The organism is Bacillus sp. 1021 (assembly GCF_014534735.1).
Taxonomy (GTDB): domain Bacteria; phylum Bacillota; class Bacilli; order Bacillales; family Bacillaceae; genus Bacillus; species Bacillus siamensis.
The window spans coordinates 184,652-200,234 of the sequence record NZ_JACVSR010000002.1 but is presented as its reverse complement, the minus strand read 5'-3'; the positions used below and the strand labels follow the sequence as shown (position 1 = coordinate 200,234).

The window sequence follows — 15,583 nt, the reverse complement described above, 5'->3', positions numbered from 1 at the left end:
GCGTAATTCAAACGGGTTGTGAAATAGAAATCCCTCCCCCGCACATGGTAAGATAAGACAAAGGAGATGACGGTATGAAAAACGAAATCATTGAACGCTTTACTTCTTATGTAAAAGTCGATACACAGTCTGACGAAAACAATGAAAACTGTCCATCCACCCCCGGACAGCTGACATTGGCCAACATGCTGGCAGATGAATTAAAGTCGATCGGCATGAAAGAAATCACAGTCGATGACAATGGATACGTCATGGCGACTCTTCCGGCAAATACGGATAAAGACGTGCCGACGATCGGTTTTCTGGCCCACGTAGATACAGCGACTGATTTCACCGGAAAAAATGTGAATCCTCAGATTATTGAAAGCTATGACGGACATGATATCGTTCTGAATGACAAACTCAACGTCGTCCTGTCGCCTGAGCAATTCCCGGAGCTTTCCCGCTATAAAGGCCAGACGCTGATTACAACCGACGGCACGACGCTGCTCGGAGCCGACAACAAAGCGGGCATTGCCGAAATCATGACGGCAATGGCGTACTTGATCAAACATCCGGACATCAAACACGGGACGATCCGGGTCGCATTCACGCCGGATGAAGAAATCGGCAGAGGGCCTCACAAATTTGATGTCGGCCGCTTCAACGCCGCATTCGCCTACACGGTAGACGGAGGCCCCCTCGGCGAACTGCAATATGAAAGCTTTAACGCAGCCTCCGCAAAGCTTACTTGTTACGGAAAAAGCGTTCACCCCGGAACGGCGAAAAACAAAATGGTCAACGCTTCAAAAATCGCGATGGAATTTCATCACGCGCTGCCGAAAGAAGAAGCGCCGGAATATACGGAAGGGTATGAAGGCTTCTATCACTTAAATTCAATGAACGGAGACGTTTCTGAAGCCGCCCTGTCGTACATCATCAGAGACTTTGACAGAGACCGCTTTACAGAACGAAAAGAATTTATGCAGAAAACCGCCGACGCGCTTGCGGCTAAATACGGCAAGGAAAGCATCAAGCTTGAACTGCATGATCAATATTACAACATGAGAGAAAAAATCGAACCGGTCAAAGAAATTGTCGACATCGCTTATCAAGCCATGAAAAACCTCGGCATCGAACCGATTATCGAACCGATCCGGGGCGGAACTGACGGATCCCAGCTCTCTTACATGGGACTGCCGACACCGAACATCTTCACGGGCGGCGAAAACTTCCACGGAAAATATGAATACATTTCCGTCGATCATATGGAAAAGGCGGTAAACGTCATTATTGAGATCGCCAGACTGTTTGAAGAACGCGCGTGAAACCAAAGCTCCCTGCTTTGGTTTTTTTCTTTCACATGAAACCTTTCCTTCTTTCTTTCCGTATATAAGGTATGAATTGGAAGGAAGGAGTGAAGACTATGGCAAGAGGCACTGTAGCAAGAGAATTGAAAAAAACCTTAAAAGACCCCCGCGTTCTGGAGACGAAATCGAACCCTTTTAAAAAGCTGCGAAAAATGTTCAGACGATTTTTTGTAAGATAACATCTCGTTTTCTTACAAAAAATAAGGAAAGCGCTATCAAATCATAATCTTCCGTTAGAGGCAGTTATTTTGCATATCGCAGGATTTTTTAGGGTACTGAATAACACAAGGCAAACGAAAACAATGTATTAGTTAATTCGGCACTGTAAAAAAATAGTGAAAAAGTTATATAAATGATAATCACTCAGCAGCCGATACAATCTATAGAACCACAACAAGAGCAAAATCAACCGCAGATCATAGTCATTTTTACGGAAAATGTCTTTATTTTTTAAAAAAGTGACAATTGTTTGAATACTTTTCGTTTGTTTTTTCGTACAATAATAATACCAAAACTTTTTTTGGGAGGTATGTAAAATGATGCTACTTATTTTTGCTGCTTTGACAGGATACCTGGTTTTCTCTTTCAGTAAGGACAACCGCCGGAAAACGCCAAAGACAAGCCCGCTGGTGACAGCTGCCGACACGAATAACATCATTGATTTAAATGCGATCCGTCAGAAACGCCGGATGCCGCTATCATAAAAACGACAGCTGCCGCAAAATCGGCAGCCTTTTTTTGTGCGCCCCTCCAATATGAAACCATCCGTCTCCTTTTTACGTACAACATAAAAAAGGAGTTTTTTTATGTATCATTTTTATATCAAAGAGCGGATGTTTACGTTTAAGAATCGGTTTCAAGTGTTTCTTGAAAGCGGTAAAGAAGTCTTCAATGTGGAGGGAAAGCTGTTTTCTTTCGGTGACGAACTGAAGCTGACTGATTTGGACGGCCGCACACTCGCCAGTGTCAGTCAGAAACTGATGTCGCTCGTTCCCCGTTACGAAGTTTCCGTCGGCGGCAAGCCTGTATGCCAAGTCATCAAGAAAATGACGTTTTTCAAACCGAAATTTGAAATTTCCGGAGTCGGATGGGATATTACCGGCGATGTGTGGGGACGGAATTTTCAAGTGACAGACGGGAAATCAAACCGGATGACCGTCACCAAATCATGGATGAGCTTTGGCGATTCCTATCATCTGGAGATTGAAAATGAAGAGGATATTGTTCTTTGTCTTGCGATCGCAATCGTGATAGATATGATTCTATTTGAGGGTGATAAATAAAAATATTTATCAAAATATATTGACAATATAAGATAATATACTAAGATTAAGAGTATTACAGTTTATTCTGAAAAATAGCATATTTCCTTATCAAGAGAGGTGGAGGGACTGGCCCTATGATACCCGGCAACCGCTGTTCAGCAGAATGGTGCTAAATCCTGAAGATAAGGTTGAGATTTGCGGACGCAAGCTCTTCCCTATCCAAGGGAAGAGCTTTTTATATTTCATTGAGGAAAGAAGGAATCGTTCATGTCACAGCAAAACACAGAACAATCATTGCATACTCTTCTTAGAAAAAACCCGCCGTTTCGCGCGGATCAGGTCGGAAGCCTGCTCCGGCCGGCGGCTGTGAAGCAAGCCCGCCTGCAAAGAGCGGCGGGTGAGATTTCGGCAGAACAGCTGCGCGAAATCGAAAACAAAGAAATCATCCGCAGCGTGGAAAAGCAGAAAGAAACCGGCCTCAATGTCGTGACTGACGGCGAATTCCGCCGTGCCTGGTGGCATTTTGATTTTCTCGAAAACTTAGACGGCGTCGAAGCGTTTACGCCTGAAAGCGGCATTCAGTTTCACAATGTACAGACGAAAGCGCGCGGCATTAAAGTAACGGGAGATATTGATTTTTCTCAGCATCCGATGCTCGAAGATTATAAATTTCTTCACAGCATTGCCGGCGATGCTGTTCCAAAAATGACCATTCCAAGCCCGAATATGCTGTTTTTCCGCGGAAAATTGGAAAAAGCGGCGTATCAGAATGATTACAAACAATTTCAGCATGATGTATCAAAGGCGTATAAAAAAGCGATTCAAGCTTTCTATGACGCCGGATGCCGCTATCTTCAGCTCGATGATACCGCATGGGCCGTTTTCTTATCTGAAGCGGGGCTTCGCCAGATTGAAGCATTCGGAACGACGCCGGATGAGCTGCGCAGGCTGTTCGCAGCTTCTATTAATGACGCCATTAAGGATCGTCCTGCCGACTTGAAGGTTACGATGCATATCTGCCGCGGCAACTTCCAGTCCACATGGACAGCTGAAGGCGGATATGATGCGGCGGCGGAAACGATTTTTGACGGACTTGACCTTGACGGATTGTTCTTGGAATATGATGATTCCCGCTCCGGCGGCTTTGAACCGCTCCGTTATGTCAAACGCTCTGATCTTCAGCTTGTGCTCGGTTTGATTACGTCGAAACACGGCGATCTCGAAGACAAGGACGCGGTTAAACGCCGGATTGAAGAAGCTTCTCAATATGTCAGCCTGGATCAGCTTTGCCTCAGTCCGCAATGCGGATTCGCTTCCACTGAGGAAGGAAACCTGATCACAGAAGAACAGCAATGGGCAAAACTGCGCCATGTCGTCGATATTGCCGGTGAAGTCTGGAAATAAAAAAAGACACGCTAAACGCGTGTCTTTTCCGTTTTACAGCGGATCGGTCCCGATTAAAATTTCGATATCTATCGTGATATCAGCCGCTTTCCGGCCGATAAACCGCTGAATGCTTTCTTCAGTGCATTTCCATGTTAGGGGCGTCAATTTCACAAGCCGTTCAAGATCAGGCTGCGATAATGTCTTCGTGTAACGCAGCCGTTTGCGCTCAAAGGTTTGAAAGCCCGCTTGGAAACGGCAGGCCGCTGAAACGGCGGTGTCATTCCGCCGGGGACTGTCTCCGAAAAAGAATTCCCTTACTTCCTTCAAATAATCACGCCGCGGCACCGCTTTAATGACTGTGCCGCCCTTTCGTAAAAGCCTGCTGCATTCCTTGTAATTCCAAGGCGATAAAACAGACATCACGACATCAAAACAGCTGTCATCAAACGGCGCATTCGCCACATCAGCGACGGCAAAAACCATTTGATCTCCGAAGGCCTTTGCCGCATGCAGCACGCCTTCTTTCGAGATATCAATGCCGATTCCCGTCACAGAATAAGCGGGCTGCAGCAATCGGCATACGGCGGCTAAATGGGAGCCCTCCCCGCATCCCGCATCCAATACCGCCGCCTGTTTTTGCGGAGATTGAATGCGGCTGATGATGGCGGCGATCTCTTTTTGAACCGGCGCAAAAAACTCCCGGTTGTCAAACAGCTCGCGTCTCGCTTCAAACAGCTGCCTGTCATAGCGTGTTTTGACCGCTTTATTGAGGAAATTCACATATCCTTGTTTTGATATATCAAATGTATGCCCGTTTCCGCATATCAAGCTTTGATTTTGTGAGACCGCCATGGCCGTACGGCATAGCGGACACCTGAATACGGACTGGCACGATTGCAGTAATTCCGCGCGTTTTCTTTTCATCGACGCCAAAAAAACACCTCATTCATTCGTTATTTCGATGAAATGAAAAAGGCATAGACAAATAAACCTCGCAAAATTGGAAGTTTAACCTATTTATCTATACCTCTCATTATCTGTAACGAATGAACTGGATGATCACGAAAATGACCCCTTTTCTGCCGTCTTTTGAAGGCTGTGCCCTCAGATCCATTTTACCAGCTGCATCCAGCCTTTACAATGAACCGGAACGGTTTTTAGGAGCATATTATACCTTTATTATCCAATTACTTTTACATATCCTTTATTTTCTTTATTTATAATATAAATTTATTATTTTGAAAATATCTAAAAAGGTTGATTTTCAAAAATTGAAACGATAAAATACTGCTATCTCATGTAATATCGTTATTCTTGTATATGATCAGTAATATGGTCTGATTGTTTCTACCTAGTGCCGTAAAAGACTAGACTACAAGAAAGTTTGCATAAATTTGAACAAGTGAAAAGCATATGATGCTGTCAGTCTATTCTTTTCTTTTGGCTCTTATTTATCACACTTTCTGGCTTTCAGGAATTTGTGACGAATAAGAGCTTTTTTTATTTCCATAATACCCTTATAGGAGTTGCTCACATGTACTTTTTATTGAACATTGTCGGTCTCATTGTTGTCATGGCTGTTGTCTTCTTATGCTCTCCCAACAAGAAGAAGATTAAATGGCGTCCGATTGTCATGCTCCTCGTCTTTGAGTTTCTGATTACTTGGTTTATGTTAGGGACAAAAGTCGGCGGCTTTGTCATCGGGAAGATCGGCGCGTTCTTTACATGGCTGATTTCCTGCGCCAGTCAAGGGATTGCGTTCGCTTTTCCGTCTGTCATGGCCAATCCGACGGTTGATTTTTTCTTCAGCGCATTGCTGCCGATTATCTTCGTCGTGACCTTCTTTGATATGCTGTCGTATTTCGGTATTCTGCCGTGGCTCATTGATAAAATCGGCTGGCTGATTTCTAAAATATCCCGTCTGCCGAAGCTGGAGAGCTTTTTCTCCATTCAGATGATGTTTTTAGGAAATACGGAAGCCCTAGCCGTCATCCGCCAGCAGCTTGCCGCCGTCAACAACAATCGGCTTCTGACATTCGGGCTGATGAGTATGAGCAGCATCAGCGGCTCGATCATCGGATCGTACTTGACGATGGTTCCGTCCACTTACGTGTTTACAGCCATCCCGCTGAATTGCTTAAACGCGCTTTTAATCGCAAATATGCTGAATCCCGTGGACGTTTCTAAAGAGGACGATATCATTTACGTACCTTCAAAAGCGGAGAAAAAGGACTTCTTCTCCACGATTTCTAACAGTATGCTTGTCGGCATGAACATGGTGATTGTCATTTTAGCGATGGTGATCGGGTATGTGGCGTTAACCGCCGCATTAAACGGCGTGCTCGGACTGTTCGTGCACGGTTTGACCATTCAAAAGATTTTCTCATACATCTTCAGTCCGTTTGCCTTCCTTCTCGGATTAGGCTTACATGACGCGATGTATGTCGCACAGCTGATGGGCATCAAGCTCGCGACGAACGAGTTTGTGGCGATGGCCGATCTGAAAGGGCAGCTGAATTCACTTCCGCCGCACACGATTGCCGTGGCGACGACATTCCTGACATCATTCGCAAACTTCAGCACCATCGGTATGATCTACGGATCTTATCAATCTCTGCTTGATGGTGAAAAATCAGCCATCATCGGGAAAAACGTCTGGAAGCTGCTTGTCAGCGGAATTGCCGTTTCCTTATTGAGCGCGGCGATTGTCGGATTGTTTGTCTGGTAAAAGAAAAAAAGCGATACCGCTCCGTTTTGGAGCGATATCGCTTTTTTTATTGATAGACGGATGCAGGCACGAAAACATCCCGGATTCCTGCCGCATACGGCCCGAGATCGTATTGTCCGAACACAACGGCAATGCCGTTTTTCGTAAAGAAGAAAGGTCTTTCGTTGTTCAGGATGATCTCCTGTTTTTTGACGTCCTGATCGAACAGATCGTCATGTTTCTTGATGTAGCCGTAAAGATAGTCTCTCGTTTTGTTACCTTTCGTTTTCGTATTCAGCACATCATGGAGTGTGACCCGTTTTTTTGCGGCCAGGTCGTAATTAAAGGTCTGAACGGATGTCAGCCCGTGTGCGCCGCCTGTGTAAATGTAGTTTTCCGTCAGAATGCTGAGCTTTCCGCCTTGATTATACTTCACCTTGAAGTCTGCTTGGTATTCCGCTTTATAGCCTTGTTTCTCACCGTCTTGTTTGTTTTTCACATATTCTTTGTACGAGTTTTCAATATGGCGTTTGAAGTCCTGATTGATTTTCTTTTCAAAAGATGTGTCTCCCGTATTTGTGACCTCGGGGTATGTCAGCTGCTTTACATGCTTATACGTATGGCTTTTGACAACGGGCTTTGCGGTTTGTGCAGCTTCGGCTGAAGGGGCGAAACCTCCGAACGGCGCGGCTGTCAGCACTGCCAAAAGCACAGCAGCCATCATTTTGAATGTCTTTTTCATCACAACTCCTCCTTTTCATTTACCCGTTCCCTTTTTGAAAACGGGTTACACACTATAGACAGCGCAGATCAGGAAATTGTTTCTGGGCCTTCCCTCACATTTTCTCCATAAAAAAAGAGACATGGATCATCCATGCCTCTTTTACCGTGAAGGTCTTTGCGCAATGGCTTCATAAACGGCTTCCGCCAGATCGGAGTTGCCGAACATCTCCAAAACGCCGATGACGGTTTGATCAGGAATCGGTTCTGATTCCTCCTTCGGCACGACAAGCTCTTCAGCCGTTTTTCGCAGCTCTTCGTTTAAAGGCTGTCCGGGGTAGGCCCTGCTGTAAATCGCCATCGGATCAAGATCATGATTGACGCACCATTGGGCAAACACCAAAATCATCATGTTTTCGTCACGCCGGTAATATTCTTCGAGTTGTTTTTCGGTAAACGGCTTCACTATGTATCCCTCTACTTTTATTATTCTTCTACTTGAAGTTCCAAAGTTTCAATCTGTTTTCGAATAATTTGAATGTCTCTCTTAATTAATGTCCCCGGTACTATAATTTTTGCAGATTTGCCATTAGTAAGGGAAAAATCGAACCTTTGCATTTCAATAGGTCCTTGTTCTAACGCTTCTCTTGGAGTGCTGTTTTTTTTATCCATAAATGTTTCCTCTCTATTTGATTTTATTATTTTTTTATTTTTATGTATTATATTAGCGAATAAAGCTGACTCAATGAAAATCCTAGAGGCATATTCACTACTGTTATCTGAAATTTCATGATGTACATTTAAAATCTCAGGTAAATTATCTGGAATTGCACCTTCACTTGAATACTTATTAAAAAGTTCAGCAAATAGTTCTGGTTGAAGAAATGCTGTTCTCAAAGCACTTTGAAAATCCTTCTCACTCATTGAATCAATTATCCTTTTGGAAAGCTGAGTCAGCTTATAATTACCAGAGGAGCTTTCTAATAATCCAAAGTGTTTTAAGGATGCTATTTTGTTGCCTACAGCCCCGCTGTATTTTTTATATCCCAGAGCTTTTGTTATTAAGTCCTTTTCAATATCGCTATCTCCTGAATAACTTCTTATTAACTTAGCAAACTTTAAAGTGTTTTCTAAATTAAATCGCGGAAATCCACGGCTTCTCTTTTTCATAAAACTCTCCTAACTTGTATCACGAGATAATTACTTACTTTAAACTTATGTTAACTTAAAGTTAACTTCAGTTCAAGTAATATAGAGATTAAATTTTTAGTTTTTTCTATCTATTAACTCAACTCTCGTTATTCTACTCTAATAACTTAAAGAGTGCCTCATTTTCAGAGGCACTCAAATATATTCTTATATTTTCCTGTCCCAATGCCGATGCGCTGCCACGGCTTTCAGAAATTGTTCGCAGTTTCCGTCCGGAACAAGGCCGGGGCCGTTTTCGGTTCCGGCGGCGAGGGCGAGAAGTTCTTTTCCTTCACCGGAGGCGCCGATCGCTTTGTAATGGCTGAAGGCTTCACTGACGAAATCTTTAGCCGATTTTTTGGCTTTGAGGCTGTCAGTGCTTTGTTGTCCGCCCGGAATGAAAACAGCGTCATACAGGACGGAATCCGCTGTCAAGAAAGTGGCTGACGCTTCGAGCTCCGTGCCGTTTTCTCCCTTGATCGTTCCAAGCACAGGGCTGATGATATCGGCTCTGACTCCCGCCTGTTTGCATGCGTCAAGCACTTGTTTGACTTCCTCATCGGCAAACCCGTGATCGGCTAAAACCGCGACCTGCCTTGTGGCTGCCGTCTTTACCGTATTTTCCTGGCTTAAGGCCGGAGAAGTGAAAGTTTCATCAGATTCACGGTCCTTTGGCGGCGGGTTCACGCCGATTCCTTTCGCAACGCGCTCGGCAAGATCAGCGTCGACGTGACTGAAGACATCAATCACCTGCTGCTGCACATCCTTGCTTTTCACTTTTCCTACCTCAAAACTGAACGCGGAGATGATATGTTCTTTCTCGGCGGGAGACATGCTGTTCCAGAACATCTTCGCCTGAGAAAAATAGTCATTGAAGCTCTCACTGCGCTGGCGGATTTTTCTGCCTTCTACTTTTTCCTGATAATGAACGTATCCGCCTTCTTCTTCTGAGGCCGGCGACGGATCATTGTTCTGCAGAGAGTTTTTATGATAGGCGACAGGGCCCTTATTAATCGTCATCCGGTGGTAGCCGTCGTATTGGTTGTTATGGAACGGGCAGACCGGCCGGTTGATCGGAATCTCGTGAAAATTCGGTCCGCCAAGACGGATGAGCTGTGTATCTGTATAAGAGAAAAGCCGTCCCTGCAGGAGCGGGTCATTGGTGAAATCAATGCCCGGCACGACATTTCCCGGGTGGAAAGCGACCTGCTCCGTTTCCGCAAAGACATTGTCCTGATTGCGGTCGAGGGTCATTTTTCCGATCAGCTTGACGGGAACCAGCTCCTCCGGCCAAAGCTTCGTCGGATCAAGGATATCGAAGTCAAATTTAAATTCATCTTCTTCGTCAATCATCTGAACACCGAGCTCATACTCGACTTTGCCGCCGTTTTCAATGGTCTCCCACAGGTCGCGGCGATGGAAATCGGGATCTTTCCCGGCAATTTTCTGCGCCTCATCCCATACGAGAGAATGCACGCCGAGAACCGGCTTCCAGTGGAATTTCACGAAACGCGCTTTTCCTTTCTCGTTGACGAAACGGAATGTATGCACGCCGAAGCCCTCCATCATCCGGTAGCTTCGCGGGATGCCGCGGTCAGACATCGTCCACATGACCATGTGCGCGGATTCAGGATTGTTGGCGACAAAATCCCAGAACGTATCATGAGCCGTCGCTGCCTGCGGCATTTCATTGTGCGGTTCCGGTTTAAAGGCATGGACGAGATCCGGGAACTTGATCGCGTCCTGAATGAAGAATACCGGAATATTGTTTCCGACGAGATCGTAATTCCCTTCTTCGGTATAAAACTTAGTCGCGAATCCTCTGGCGTCACGGACTGTGTCGCCTGACCCTTTGGAGCCCGCGACTGTTGAGAAACGGACGAAGACAGGTGTTTTGACAGACGGATCCTGTAAAAATTTCGCCCGTGTATATTCCGTCATCGGTTCGTACACCTGAAAATGCCCATGAACGCCGTATCCGCGGGCATGAACGACCCGCTCCGGAATCCGCTCGTGGTCAAAATGCGTCATTTTTTCACGAAAATGAAAATCCTCCATCAGCGTAGGACCGCGGACACCCGCTTTTAAAGAATGCTCATCCTCAGACACACGAAGTCCCTGATTGGTCGTCATTTTCTTCCCGCTGTTATCAGACCTGTACTGCTCAAGCTGCTCGTCTTTTGAGTGCTCATTTACTCGTTTGTTTTGATCATCACTCATGTCAGTTCCCCCTTTTAAAACGAAACATTCTACAGCACATTTACCCGCGGTGTTCCCTATATAAACTGCTGATCGGCTCAATAGGATTTTAGGTCTATATATAAATATGCGGTCATACACATTTGAAATAAGCCTTCGTGACAGAAAGAAATCATGGAAGCGCTTACCAAAACAGCCGTTGAAAAAGGGAGGTCCTATCGTGCTTGCCATACTCGGTTTTGTGATGATCATTGTTTTTATGTACCTTATTATGTCTAACAGGCTTTCCGCTCTTATTGCCTTGATTGTCGTTCCTGTTGTGTTTGCCCTGATCAGCGGATTTGGCAAAGATCTCGGCGGGATGATGATTCAGGGCGTGACAGACCTCGCTCCTACCGGTATCATGCTGTTATTCGCCATCCTTTATTTCGGCATTATGATTGACTCGGGTCTGTTTGATCCTCTCATTGCCAAAATCCTATCATTTGTCAAAGGAGATCCGTTAAAGATCGCCGTCGGCACAGCGGTCATGACGATGACCATTTCGCTCGACGGAGACGGGACAACGACCTATATGATTACGATTGCGGCGATGCTGCCTCTTTATAAACGGCTCGGCATGAACCGTTTGGTATTAGCCGGAATTGCGATGCTCGGTTCAGGGGTCATGAATATTATTCCGTGGGGCGGGCCGACGGCGAGGGTTTTGGCTTCCTTGAAATTGGACACGTCAGAGGTCTTCACTCCGCTGATTCCCGCCATGATTGCCGGCATTCTTTGGGTGATCGCCGTTGCTTATCTCCTCGGAAAGAAAGAGCGGAAGCGGCTCGGCGTCATTTCGCTTGATCACGCGCCGTCCTCCGATCCGGATGCGACGCCGCTCAAGCGTCCCGCTCTCCAATGGTTTAACCTGCTGCTGACTGTCGCTCTGATGGCCGCTCTGATCATCAGCCTGCTCCCGCTCCCTGTTCTTTTCATGACCGCGTTCGCCATCGCCTTGATGGTTAACTATCCAAATGTCAAAGAGCAGCAGAAACGGATCTCGGCGCATGCGGGGAACGCGTTAAACGTTGTGTCCATGGTATTTGCGGCAGGCATATTCACAGGTATTCTCTCCGGTACAAAAATGGTGGATGCGATGGCACATTCTCTCGTTTCACTCATTCCTGATGCCATGGGCCCGCACCTCCCGCTGATCACTGCGATTGCCAGCATGCCGTTCACCTTTTTCATGTCGAATGACGCCTTTTACTTCGGTGTCCTTCCCATCATCGCAGAAGCTGCCTCTGCTTACGGAATAGACGCCGCTGAAATCGGAAGGGCCTCCTTGCTGGGCCAGCCGGTGCATCTGCTCAGCCCGCTTGTGCCTTCCACCTATCTATTGGTCGGAATGGCGGGCGTCAGCTTTGGCGACCATCAAAAATTCACCATTAAATGGGCCGTGGGGACAACGATTGTGATGACAATTGCGGCGCTTTTGATTGGGATTATTTCATTCTAATGAGAAAAGGATTTCCGCTGGCGGAAATCCTTTTCTATACATTATTTTTTTGTATAACGCACCCAGTCGTAATGTGCGTATAGCGGATTTACGCCATTGTAGGAACCGAGCCAGTCATCAACACCCGTACCATTCCACAAATTCATCATGATTTTCCCCGGTACTGACGGAATTTGGGTGGTCGCAGTATGTTTTAATTGCCCATCGACATACCATTTAATAGAGTTTGGCTGCCAATCGAACGCATACGTATGATAGGCATTGGCTGCATCAAATCCGAGATCCGCCAGCTTCTCATGATTTCCCGCGCCATTTGTATAATAGTTAAATTGAACCTTTGTTGTGTCTTTTCCTAAAAATTCGATATCAATCTCATCCCAAGGGGTCCCATCCGTTGGACCTGTATAAGTAAAGAACGATGAAACGATCCCTGTGTTTTTAGCCGGTTTCATTCTGACTTCATAAAGTCCATAACCATATGTTTGAGCCGAACGGTTTTCCCCGCAGTCAAACTTGTTATAAGACGGACTTGTCAGCGCTAAACGCATTTCACCTGATGACGTCACGGATACGTTATTTGCACGCCAAGTGCAGTTAAACATATCTCCATTCGAGTAACCATTTGCTTTTTGCCATAATCCGGAGTTATAGCTGTTAAATGGTTCAAAAAACGATCCGCCTGTTTGAGCCGAAGCACTAGAAGTGACCGCACACAAACTCATAAACAATCCAGTGACAAGAAGCAGCAGCACCCGTTTCATACGATAAGGCATGTCGGTATTCCCCTCCCTTTATTCGAAAGCGTTTTCTCTTCTGATCATACATCATTCTTTTAAAGGGAACATCGGTCAGAATAATGATAATAATCAATCTTAAAAAACCTAAATTACATTAGCACAGTAAGAGATAATCCGCACTCATTGTAATTTAGGCTCATATGTAAAATGAATAAATGATAACGCTCTCATTATGCTTGTTTGACTACCCTTTCTATATGAATCGTTAAATACAGCAGCTCGTCACTGGTGAGCTTGTGCTCATACTTTCTCTCAATCCAGGTTTGGATTTTCTTCGTGCATTCATACGCCCGATGGTATTTTTCTTTCACTGTCTCCAGCAAAAAATCGTCACGGCTTTCCATGTGCGTGCCGTTAAAAAGACGCTGTGCGAAAAATTTTAAATGCGTGACAAACCGATAATAGTGAAGCGATTCTTCATTGAATTCAATCTTAAAATGGTATTTTACGATACTCAAAATCTCTTTCATGACTTTTGTAATGCTGATGATATTGGGCATCTCCTCATTCAGCTCGGCATTTACAATATGCAGCGCAATAAAACCTGCTTCATCCTCCGGCAGAGACACGCCAGTCTTGTTTTTTACCATGATCAGCGCTTCTTTTCCGATTGCAAATTCGTCTTTGTAGAGCCTTTTTGTTTCCCACAGCAAGGCATTTTTGATATCCAGCCCTTTCTTATTGCGCTGGATGGCAAAGTTAATATGGTCGGTCAGCGACACATAAATGCTGTCGTTGAGCTTTTTGCCGAGCCGTAATTTCGCATAGCTGATAATCTCTTCGGATACTTCCATACACTCGATCGGGATATCATACAAAAGGGTTTTGAACTTTTCGGATACATCTCTGTTATCGAGCGTGAACACTTTCTCAATGCGTGCTTCATCTACAGGGTCTCCTATTTTCTTTTGAAAAGCAATGCCCCGGCCCATGATAACCAATTCCTGATTGCCTTCCTTAAGCACACTGACGACATTATTATTAATGACTTTCGCAATCTTCAATTCTGTCTCCCTCCCGCCTGACCATTACCTGCCACACCTTGATTGTACATCCTTTTTGAACTAGGTCAATATCTCCAGGTCAATCAGAAAACAGGATGCAGAAAACATTGTCCAACGATGCGGATGAGGCGCATATAATGCAGAGAACCGGTTTTTGAGAAGGAGCGTGTGTGATGAAACGGTTTTCGAAAGAAGAAAGCAGCTGGATGCTGTATGATTGGGCCAATTCAGCTTATTCGGTCATTATTATGACGGCGGTATTTCCCCTGTATTTTAAAGCGGCCGCGGCGGAAAACGGCGTCAGCGCGGCGGATTCCACAGCTTATTTAGGCTATACGATTGCCGCCGCGACTTTTATTTTGGCGATGCTCGGCCCCGTCTTAGGAACGATTGCCGACTACAAAGGATGCAAGAAACGGTTTTTTGCCTTCTTTTTTCTGATCGGTGTGGCGGGCACCGCCGCGCTGGCTTTGATTCCCGGTGAATCTTGGATGCTGTTGTTAATTTGTTATACGATTTCCACGATCGGCTTTGCCGGGTCTAATGTGTTTTATGATGCGTTTCTCGTTGATGTGGCCGCAAAGGAGCGGATGAATATGGTGTCGGCCAGGGGGTTTGGGCTGGGCTATATCGGCAGCACGATCCCTTTTCTCCTCAGCATTGCCGTCATTCTGTCAGCACAAGCGGGGGTGATTCCGCTGTCCGCCCAGACTGCGGGCCGCATTGCCTTTTTGATTACGGCTGCTTGGTGGGGACTGTTTTCGATCCCGCTCCTTCGCCGCGTCCGCCAGCGCTATTATATCGAGAGAGAGCCGCGGCTTGTCGTCAGCAGTTTTAAACGGCTGGCCGGCACGCTGAAGCAGATCAGGAAATACCGGGCGCTGTTTTTGTTTCTGCTCGCCTATTTCTTCTACATCGACGGGGTCGGCACCATCATTACGATGTCGACGTCATACGGGGCAGACCTCGGAATCAGCGCGGCAAATCTGCTGATTATTTTATTTGTCACACAGGTTATCGCCGCGCCTTTTTCGATTTTGTACGGGCGGCTGGCCGAACGGTTTAAGGGAAAAACGATGCTTTATGCCGGGATCGGCGTGTATATGATTGTCTGCACGTATGCTTATTTTATGGATTCCGCTTTTGATTTCTGGGTTTTGGCTATGCTTGTCGCCACTTCCCAAGGCGGTATTCAGGCGCTGAGCCGCTCTTACTTTGCCAAGCTTGTCCCCAAACAGCACGCCAATGAGTTTTTCGGCTTTTATAATATCTTCGGCAAGTTCGCTTCGATTATCGGCCCGCTTTTGATTGCCGTGACCGCCCAGCTGACCGGGAATTCGTCAGCAGCCGTGTTCAGTCTGATTTTATTATTTGTGATCGGAATCGCCATCCTTGCATTTGTGCCGGAAGAGAACAGTGCTGATATCAGCCAGCAGCAAAATGACCTGCCCCTTTAACTGGGAGCAG

The 15,583-nt window shown here is 45.8% G+C and carries 14 protein-coding genes and 2 riboswitches; of the genes, 7 read left to right on the top strand and 7 right to left on the bottom strand.

Annotated elements, in window-relative coordinates:
- Positions 1 to 74 precede the first annotated feature (74 nt).
- The 4 genes from pepT (at position 75) to ICW23_RS07600 (ending at position 4,018) form a co-directional block, all read left to right on the top strand.
- The gene (gene pepT / locus ICW23_RS07615; protein ID WP_045925533.1) at positions 75 to 1,307 is read left to right on the top strand and encodes a peptidase T; all 1,233 of its coding nucleotides are present in this window, start codon (positions 75 to 77) and stop codon (positions 1,305 to 1,307) included.
- A gap of 578 nt (positions 1,308 to 1,885) precedes the next feature.
- The gene (locus ICW23_RS07610; RefSeq protein WP_003150808.1) at positions 1,886 to 2,053 is read left to right on the top strand and encodes a hypothetical protein; all 168 of its coding nucleotides are present in this window, start codon (positions 1,886 to 1,888) and stop codon (positions 2,051 to 2,053) included.
- Between the two features lie 102 nt (positions 2,054 to 2,155).
- A complete protein-coding gene (locus ICW23_RS07605; protein WP_188154282.1) occupies positions 2,156 to 2,632 on the top strand; it encodes an LURP-one-related/scramblase family protein in 477 nt (158 codons plus the stop codon).
- A gap of 84 nt (positions 2,633 to 2,716) precedes the next feature.
- A riboswitch (SAM riboswitch) is annotated at positions 2,717 to 2,803 on the top strand.
- 78 nt (positions 2,804 to 2,881) lie between these two features.
- Positions 2,882 to 4,018 carry a 5-methyltetrahydropteroyltriglutamate--homocysteine S-methyltransferase gene (locus ICW23_RS07600; RefSeq protein ID WP_188154281.1) on the top strand — a complete coding sequence of 379 codons (1,137 nt, stop codon included), beginning with the start codon at positions 2,882 to 2,884 and terminating at the stop codon, positions 4,016 to 4,018.
- Between the two features lie 33 nt (positions 4,019 to 4,051).
- Here ICW23_RS07600 and ICW23_RS07595 read toward each other — a convergent pair whose 3' ends face one another.
- Entirely contained in the window at positions 4,052 to 4,933 is an 882-nt protein-coding gene (locus ICW23_RS07595) for a methyltransferase domain-containing protein (RefSeq protein WP_188154280.1), read from the bottom strand.
- A 361-nt stretch (positions 4,934 to 5,294) separates the two neighbouring features.
- Positions 5,295 to 5,395: riboswitch (purine riboswitch) on the top strand.
- Positions 5,396 to 5,534: 139 nt separating this feature from the next.
- On the opposite strand from ICW23_RS07595, the gene ICW23_RS07590 reads away from it, so the two are divergent.
- Positions 5,535 to 6,728: a NupC/NupG family nucleoside CNT transporter gene (locus tag ICW23_RS07590; protein ID WP_188154279.1), complete on the top strand. Its 1,194-nt coding sequence runs from the start codon at positions 5,535 to 5,537 to the stop codon at positions 6,726 to 6,728.
- A gap of 46 nt (positions 6,729 to 6,774) precedes the next feature.
- On the opposite strand, the gene ICW23_RS07585 is transcribed toward ICW23_RS07590, so the two are convergent.
- The 4 genes from ICW23_RS07585 to ICW23_RS07570 form a co-directional block, all read right to left on the bottom strand.
- On the bottom strand, positions 6,775 to 7,449 hold the full coding sequence (locus ICW23_RS07585) for a DUF3298 and DUF4163 domain-containing protein (protein WP_188154278.1): 675 nt from the start codon (positions 7,447 to 7,449) through the stop codon (positions 6,775 to 6,777).
- A gap of 141 nt (positions 7,450 to 7,590) precedes the next feature.
- Complete coding sequence (locus tag ICW23_RS07580; RefSeq protein ID WP_065982944.1) at positions 7,591 to 7,839, bottom strand: hypothetical protein; 249 nt, start codon at positions 7,837 to 7,839, stop codon at positions 7,591 to 7,593.
- A 74-nt stretch (positions 7,840 to 7,913) separates the two neighbouring features.
- Entirely contained in the window at positions 7,914 to 8,597 is a 684-nt protein-coding gene (locus ICW23_RS07575) for a hypothetical protein (protein ID WP_188154277.1), read from the bottom strand.
- A 186-nt stretch (positions 8,598 to 8,783) separates the two neighbouring features.
- Complete coding sequence (locus ICW23_RS07570) at positions 8,784 to 10,835, bottom strand: catalase (RefSeq protein ID WP_016937458.1); 2,052 nt, start codon at positions 10,833 to 10,835, stop codon at positions 8,784 to 8,786.
- 199 nt (positions 10,836 to 11,034) lie between these two features.
- Between ICW23_RS07570 and citH the strand changes: the two genes are divergently transcribed.
- Positions 11,035 to 12,315 carry a citrate transporter CitH gene (gene citH / locus ICW23_RS07565; RefSeq protein WP_188154276.1) on the top strand — a complete coding sequence of 427 codons (1,281 nt, stop codon included), beginning with the start codon at positions 11,035 to 11,037 and terminating at the stop codon, positions 12,313 to 12,315.
- 41 nt (positions 12,316 to 12,356) lie between these two features.
- Here the strand turns inward: citH and bglS are convergent, their stop codons facing one another.
- Both bglS and licT read right to left on the bottom strand, forming a co-directional pair.
- A complete protein-coding gene (gene bglS / locus ICW23_RS07560) occupies positions 12,357 to 13,088 on the bottom strand; it encodes a beta-glucanase (RefSeq protein WP_188154275.1) in 732 nt (243 codons plus the stop codon).
- A 194-nt stretch (positions 13,089 to 13,282) separates the two neighbouring features.
- On the bottom strand, positions 13,283 to 14,116 hold the full coding sequence (licT, locus tag ICW23_RS07555) for a BglG family transcription antiterminator LicT (RefSeq protein WP_188154274.1): 834 nt from the start codon (positions 14,114 to 14,116) through the stop codon (positions 13,283 to 13,285).
- A 170-nt stretch (positions 14,117 to 14,286) separates the two neighbouring features.
- Between licT and ICW23_RS07550 the strand changes: the two genes are divergently transcribed.
- Positions 14,287 to 15,573 (top strand): MFS transporter, encoded by a 1,287-nt coding sequence (locus tag ICW23_RS07550; RefSeq protein ID WP_188154273.1) that lies wholly within the window; start codon positions 14,287 to 14,289, stop codon positions 15,571 to 15,573.
- Positions 15,574 to 15,583: the final 10 nt, after the last annotated feature.

Coding starts and splice junctions, on each gene's coding strand:
- pepT (WP_045925533.1), top strand. CDS start 75: ATGAAAAACGAAATCATTGAACGCTTTACTTCTTATGTAAAAGTCGAT.
- ICW23_RS07610 (WP_003150808.1), top strand. CDS start 1,886: ATGATGCTACTTATTTTTGCTGCTTTGACAGGATACCTGGTTTTCTCT.
- ICW23_RS07605 (WP_188154282.1), top strand. CDS start 2,156: ATGTATCATTTTTATATCAAAGAGCGGATGTTTACGTTTAAGAATCGG.
- ICW23_RS07600 (WP_188154281.1), top strand. CDS start 2,882: ATGTCACAGCAAAACACAGAACAATCATTGCATACTCTTCTTAGAAAA.
- ICW23_RS07590 (WP_188154279.1), top strand. CDS start 5,535: ATGTACTTTTTATTGAACATTGTCGGTCTCATTGTTGTCATGGCTGTT.
- ICW23_RS07585 (WP_188154278.1), bottom strand. CDS start 7,449: ATGAAAAAGACATTCAAAATGATGGCTGCTGTGCTTTTGGCAGTGCTG.
- ICW23_RS07580 (WP_065982944.1), bottom strand. CDS start 7,839: ATGATGATTTTGGTGTTTGCCCAATGGTGCGTCAATCATGATCTTGAT.
- ICW23_RS07575 (WP_188154277.1), bottom strand. CDS start 8,597: ATGAAAAAGAGAAGCCGTGGATTTCCGCGATTTAATTTAGAAAACACT.
- ICW23_RS07570 (WP_016937458.1), bottom strand. CDS start 10,835: ATGAGTGATGATCAAAACAAACGAGTAAATGAGCACTCAAAAGACGAG.
- bglS (WP_188154275.1), bottom strand. CDS start 13,088: ATGCCTTATCGTATGAAACGGGTGCTGCTGCTTCTTGTCACTGGATTG.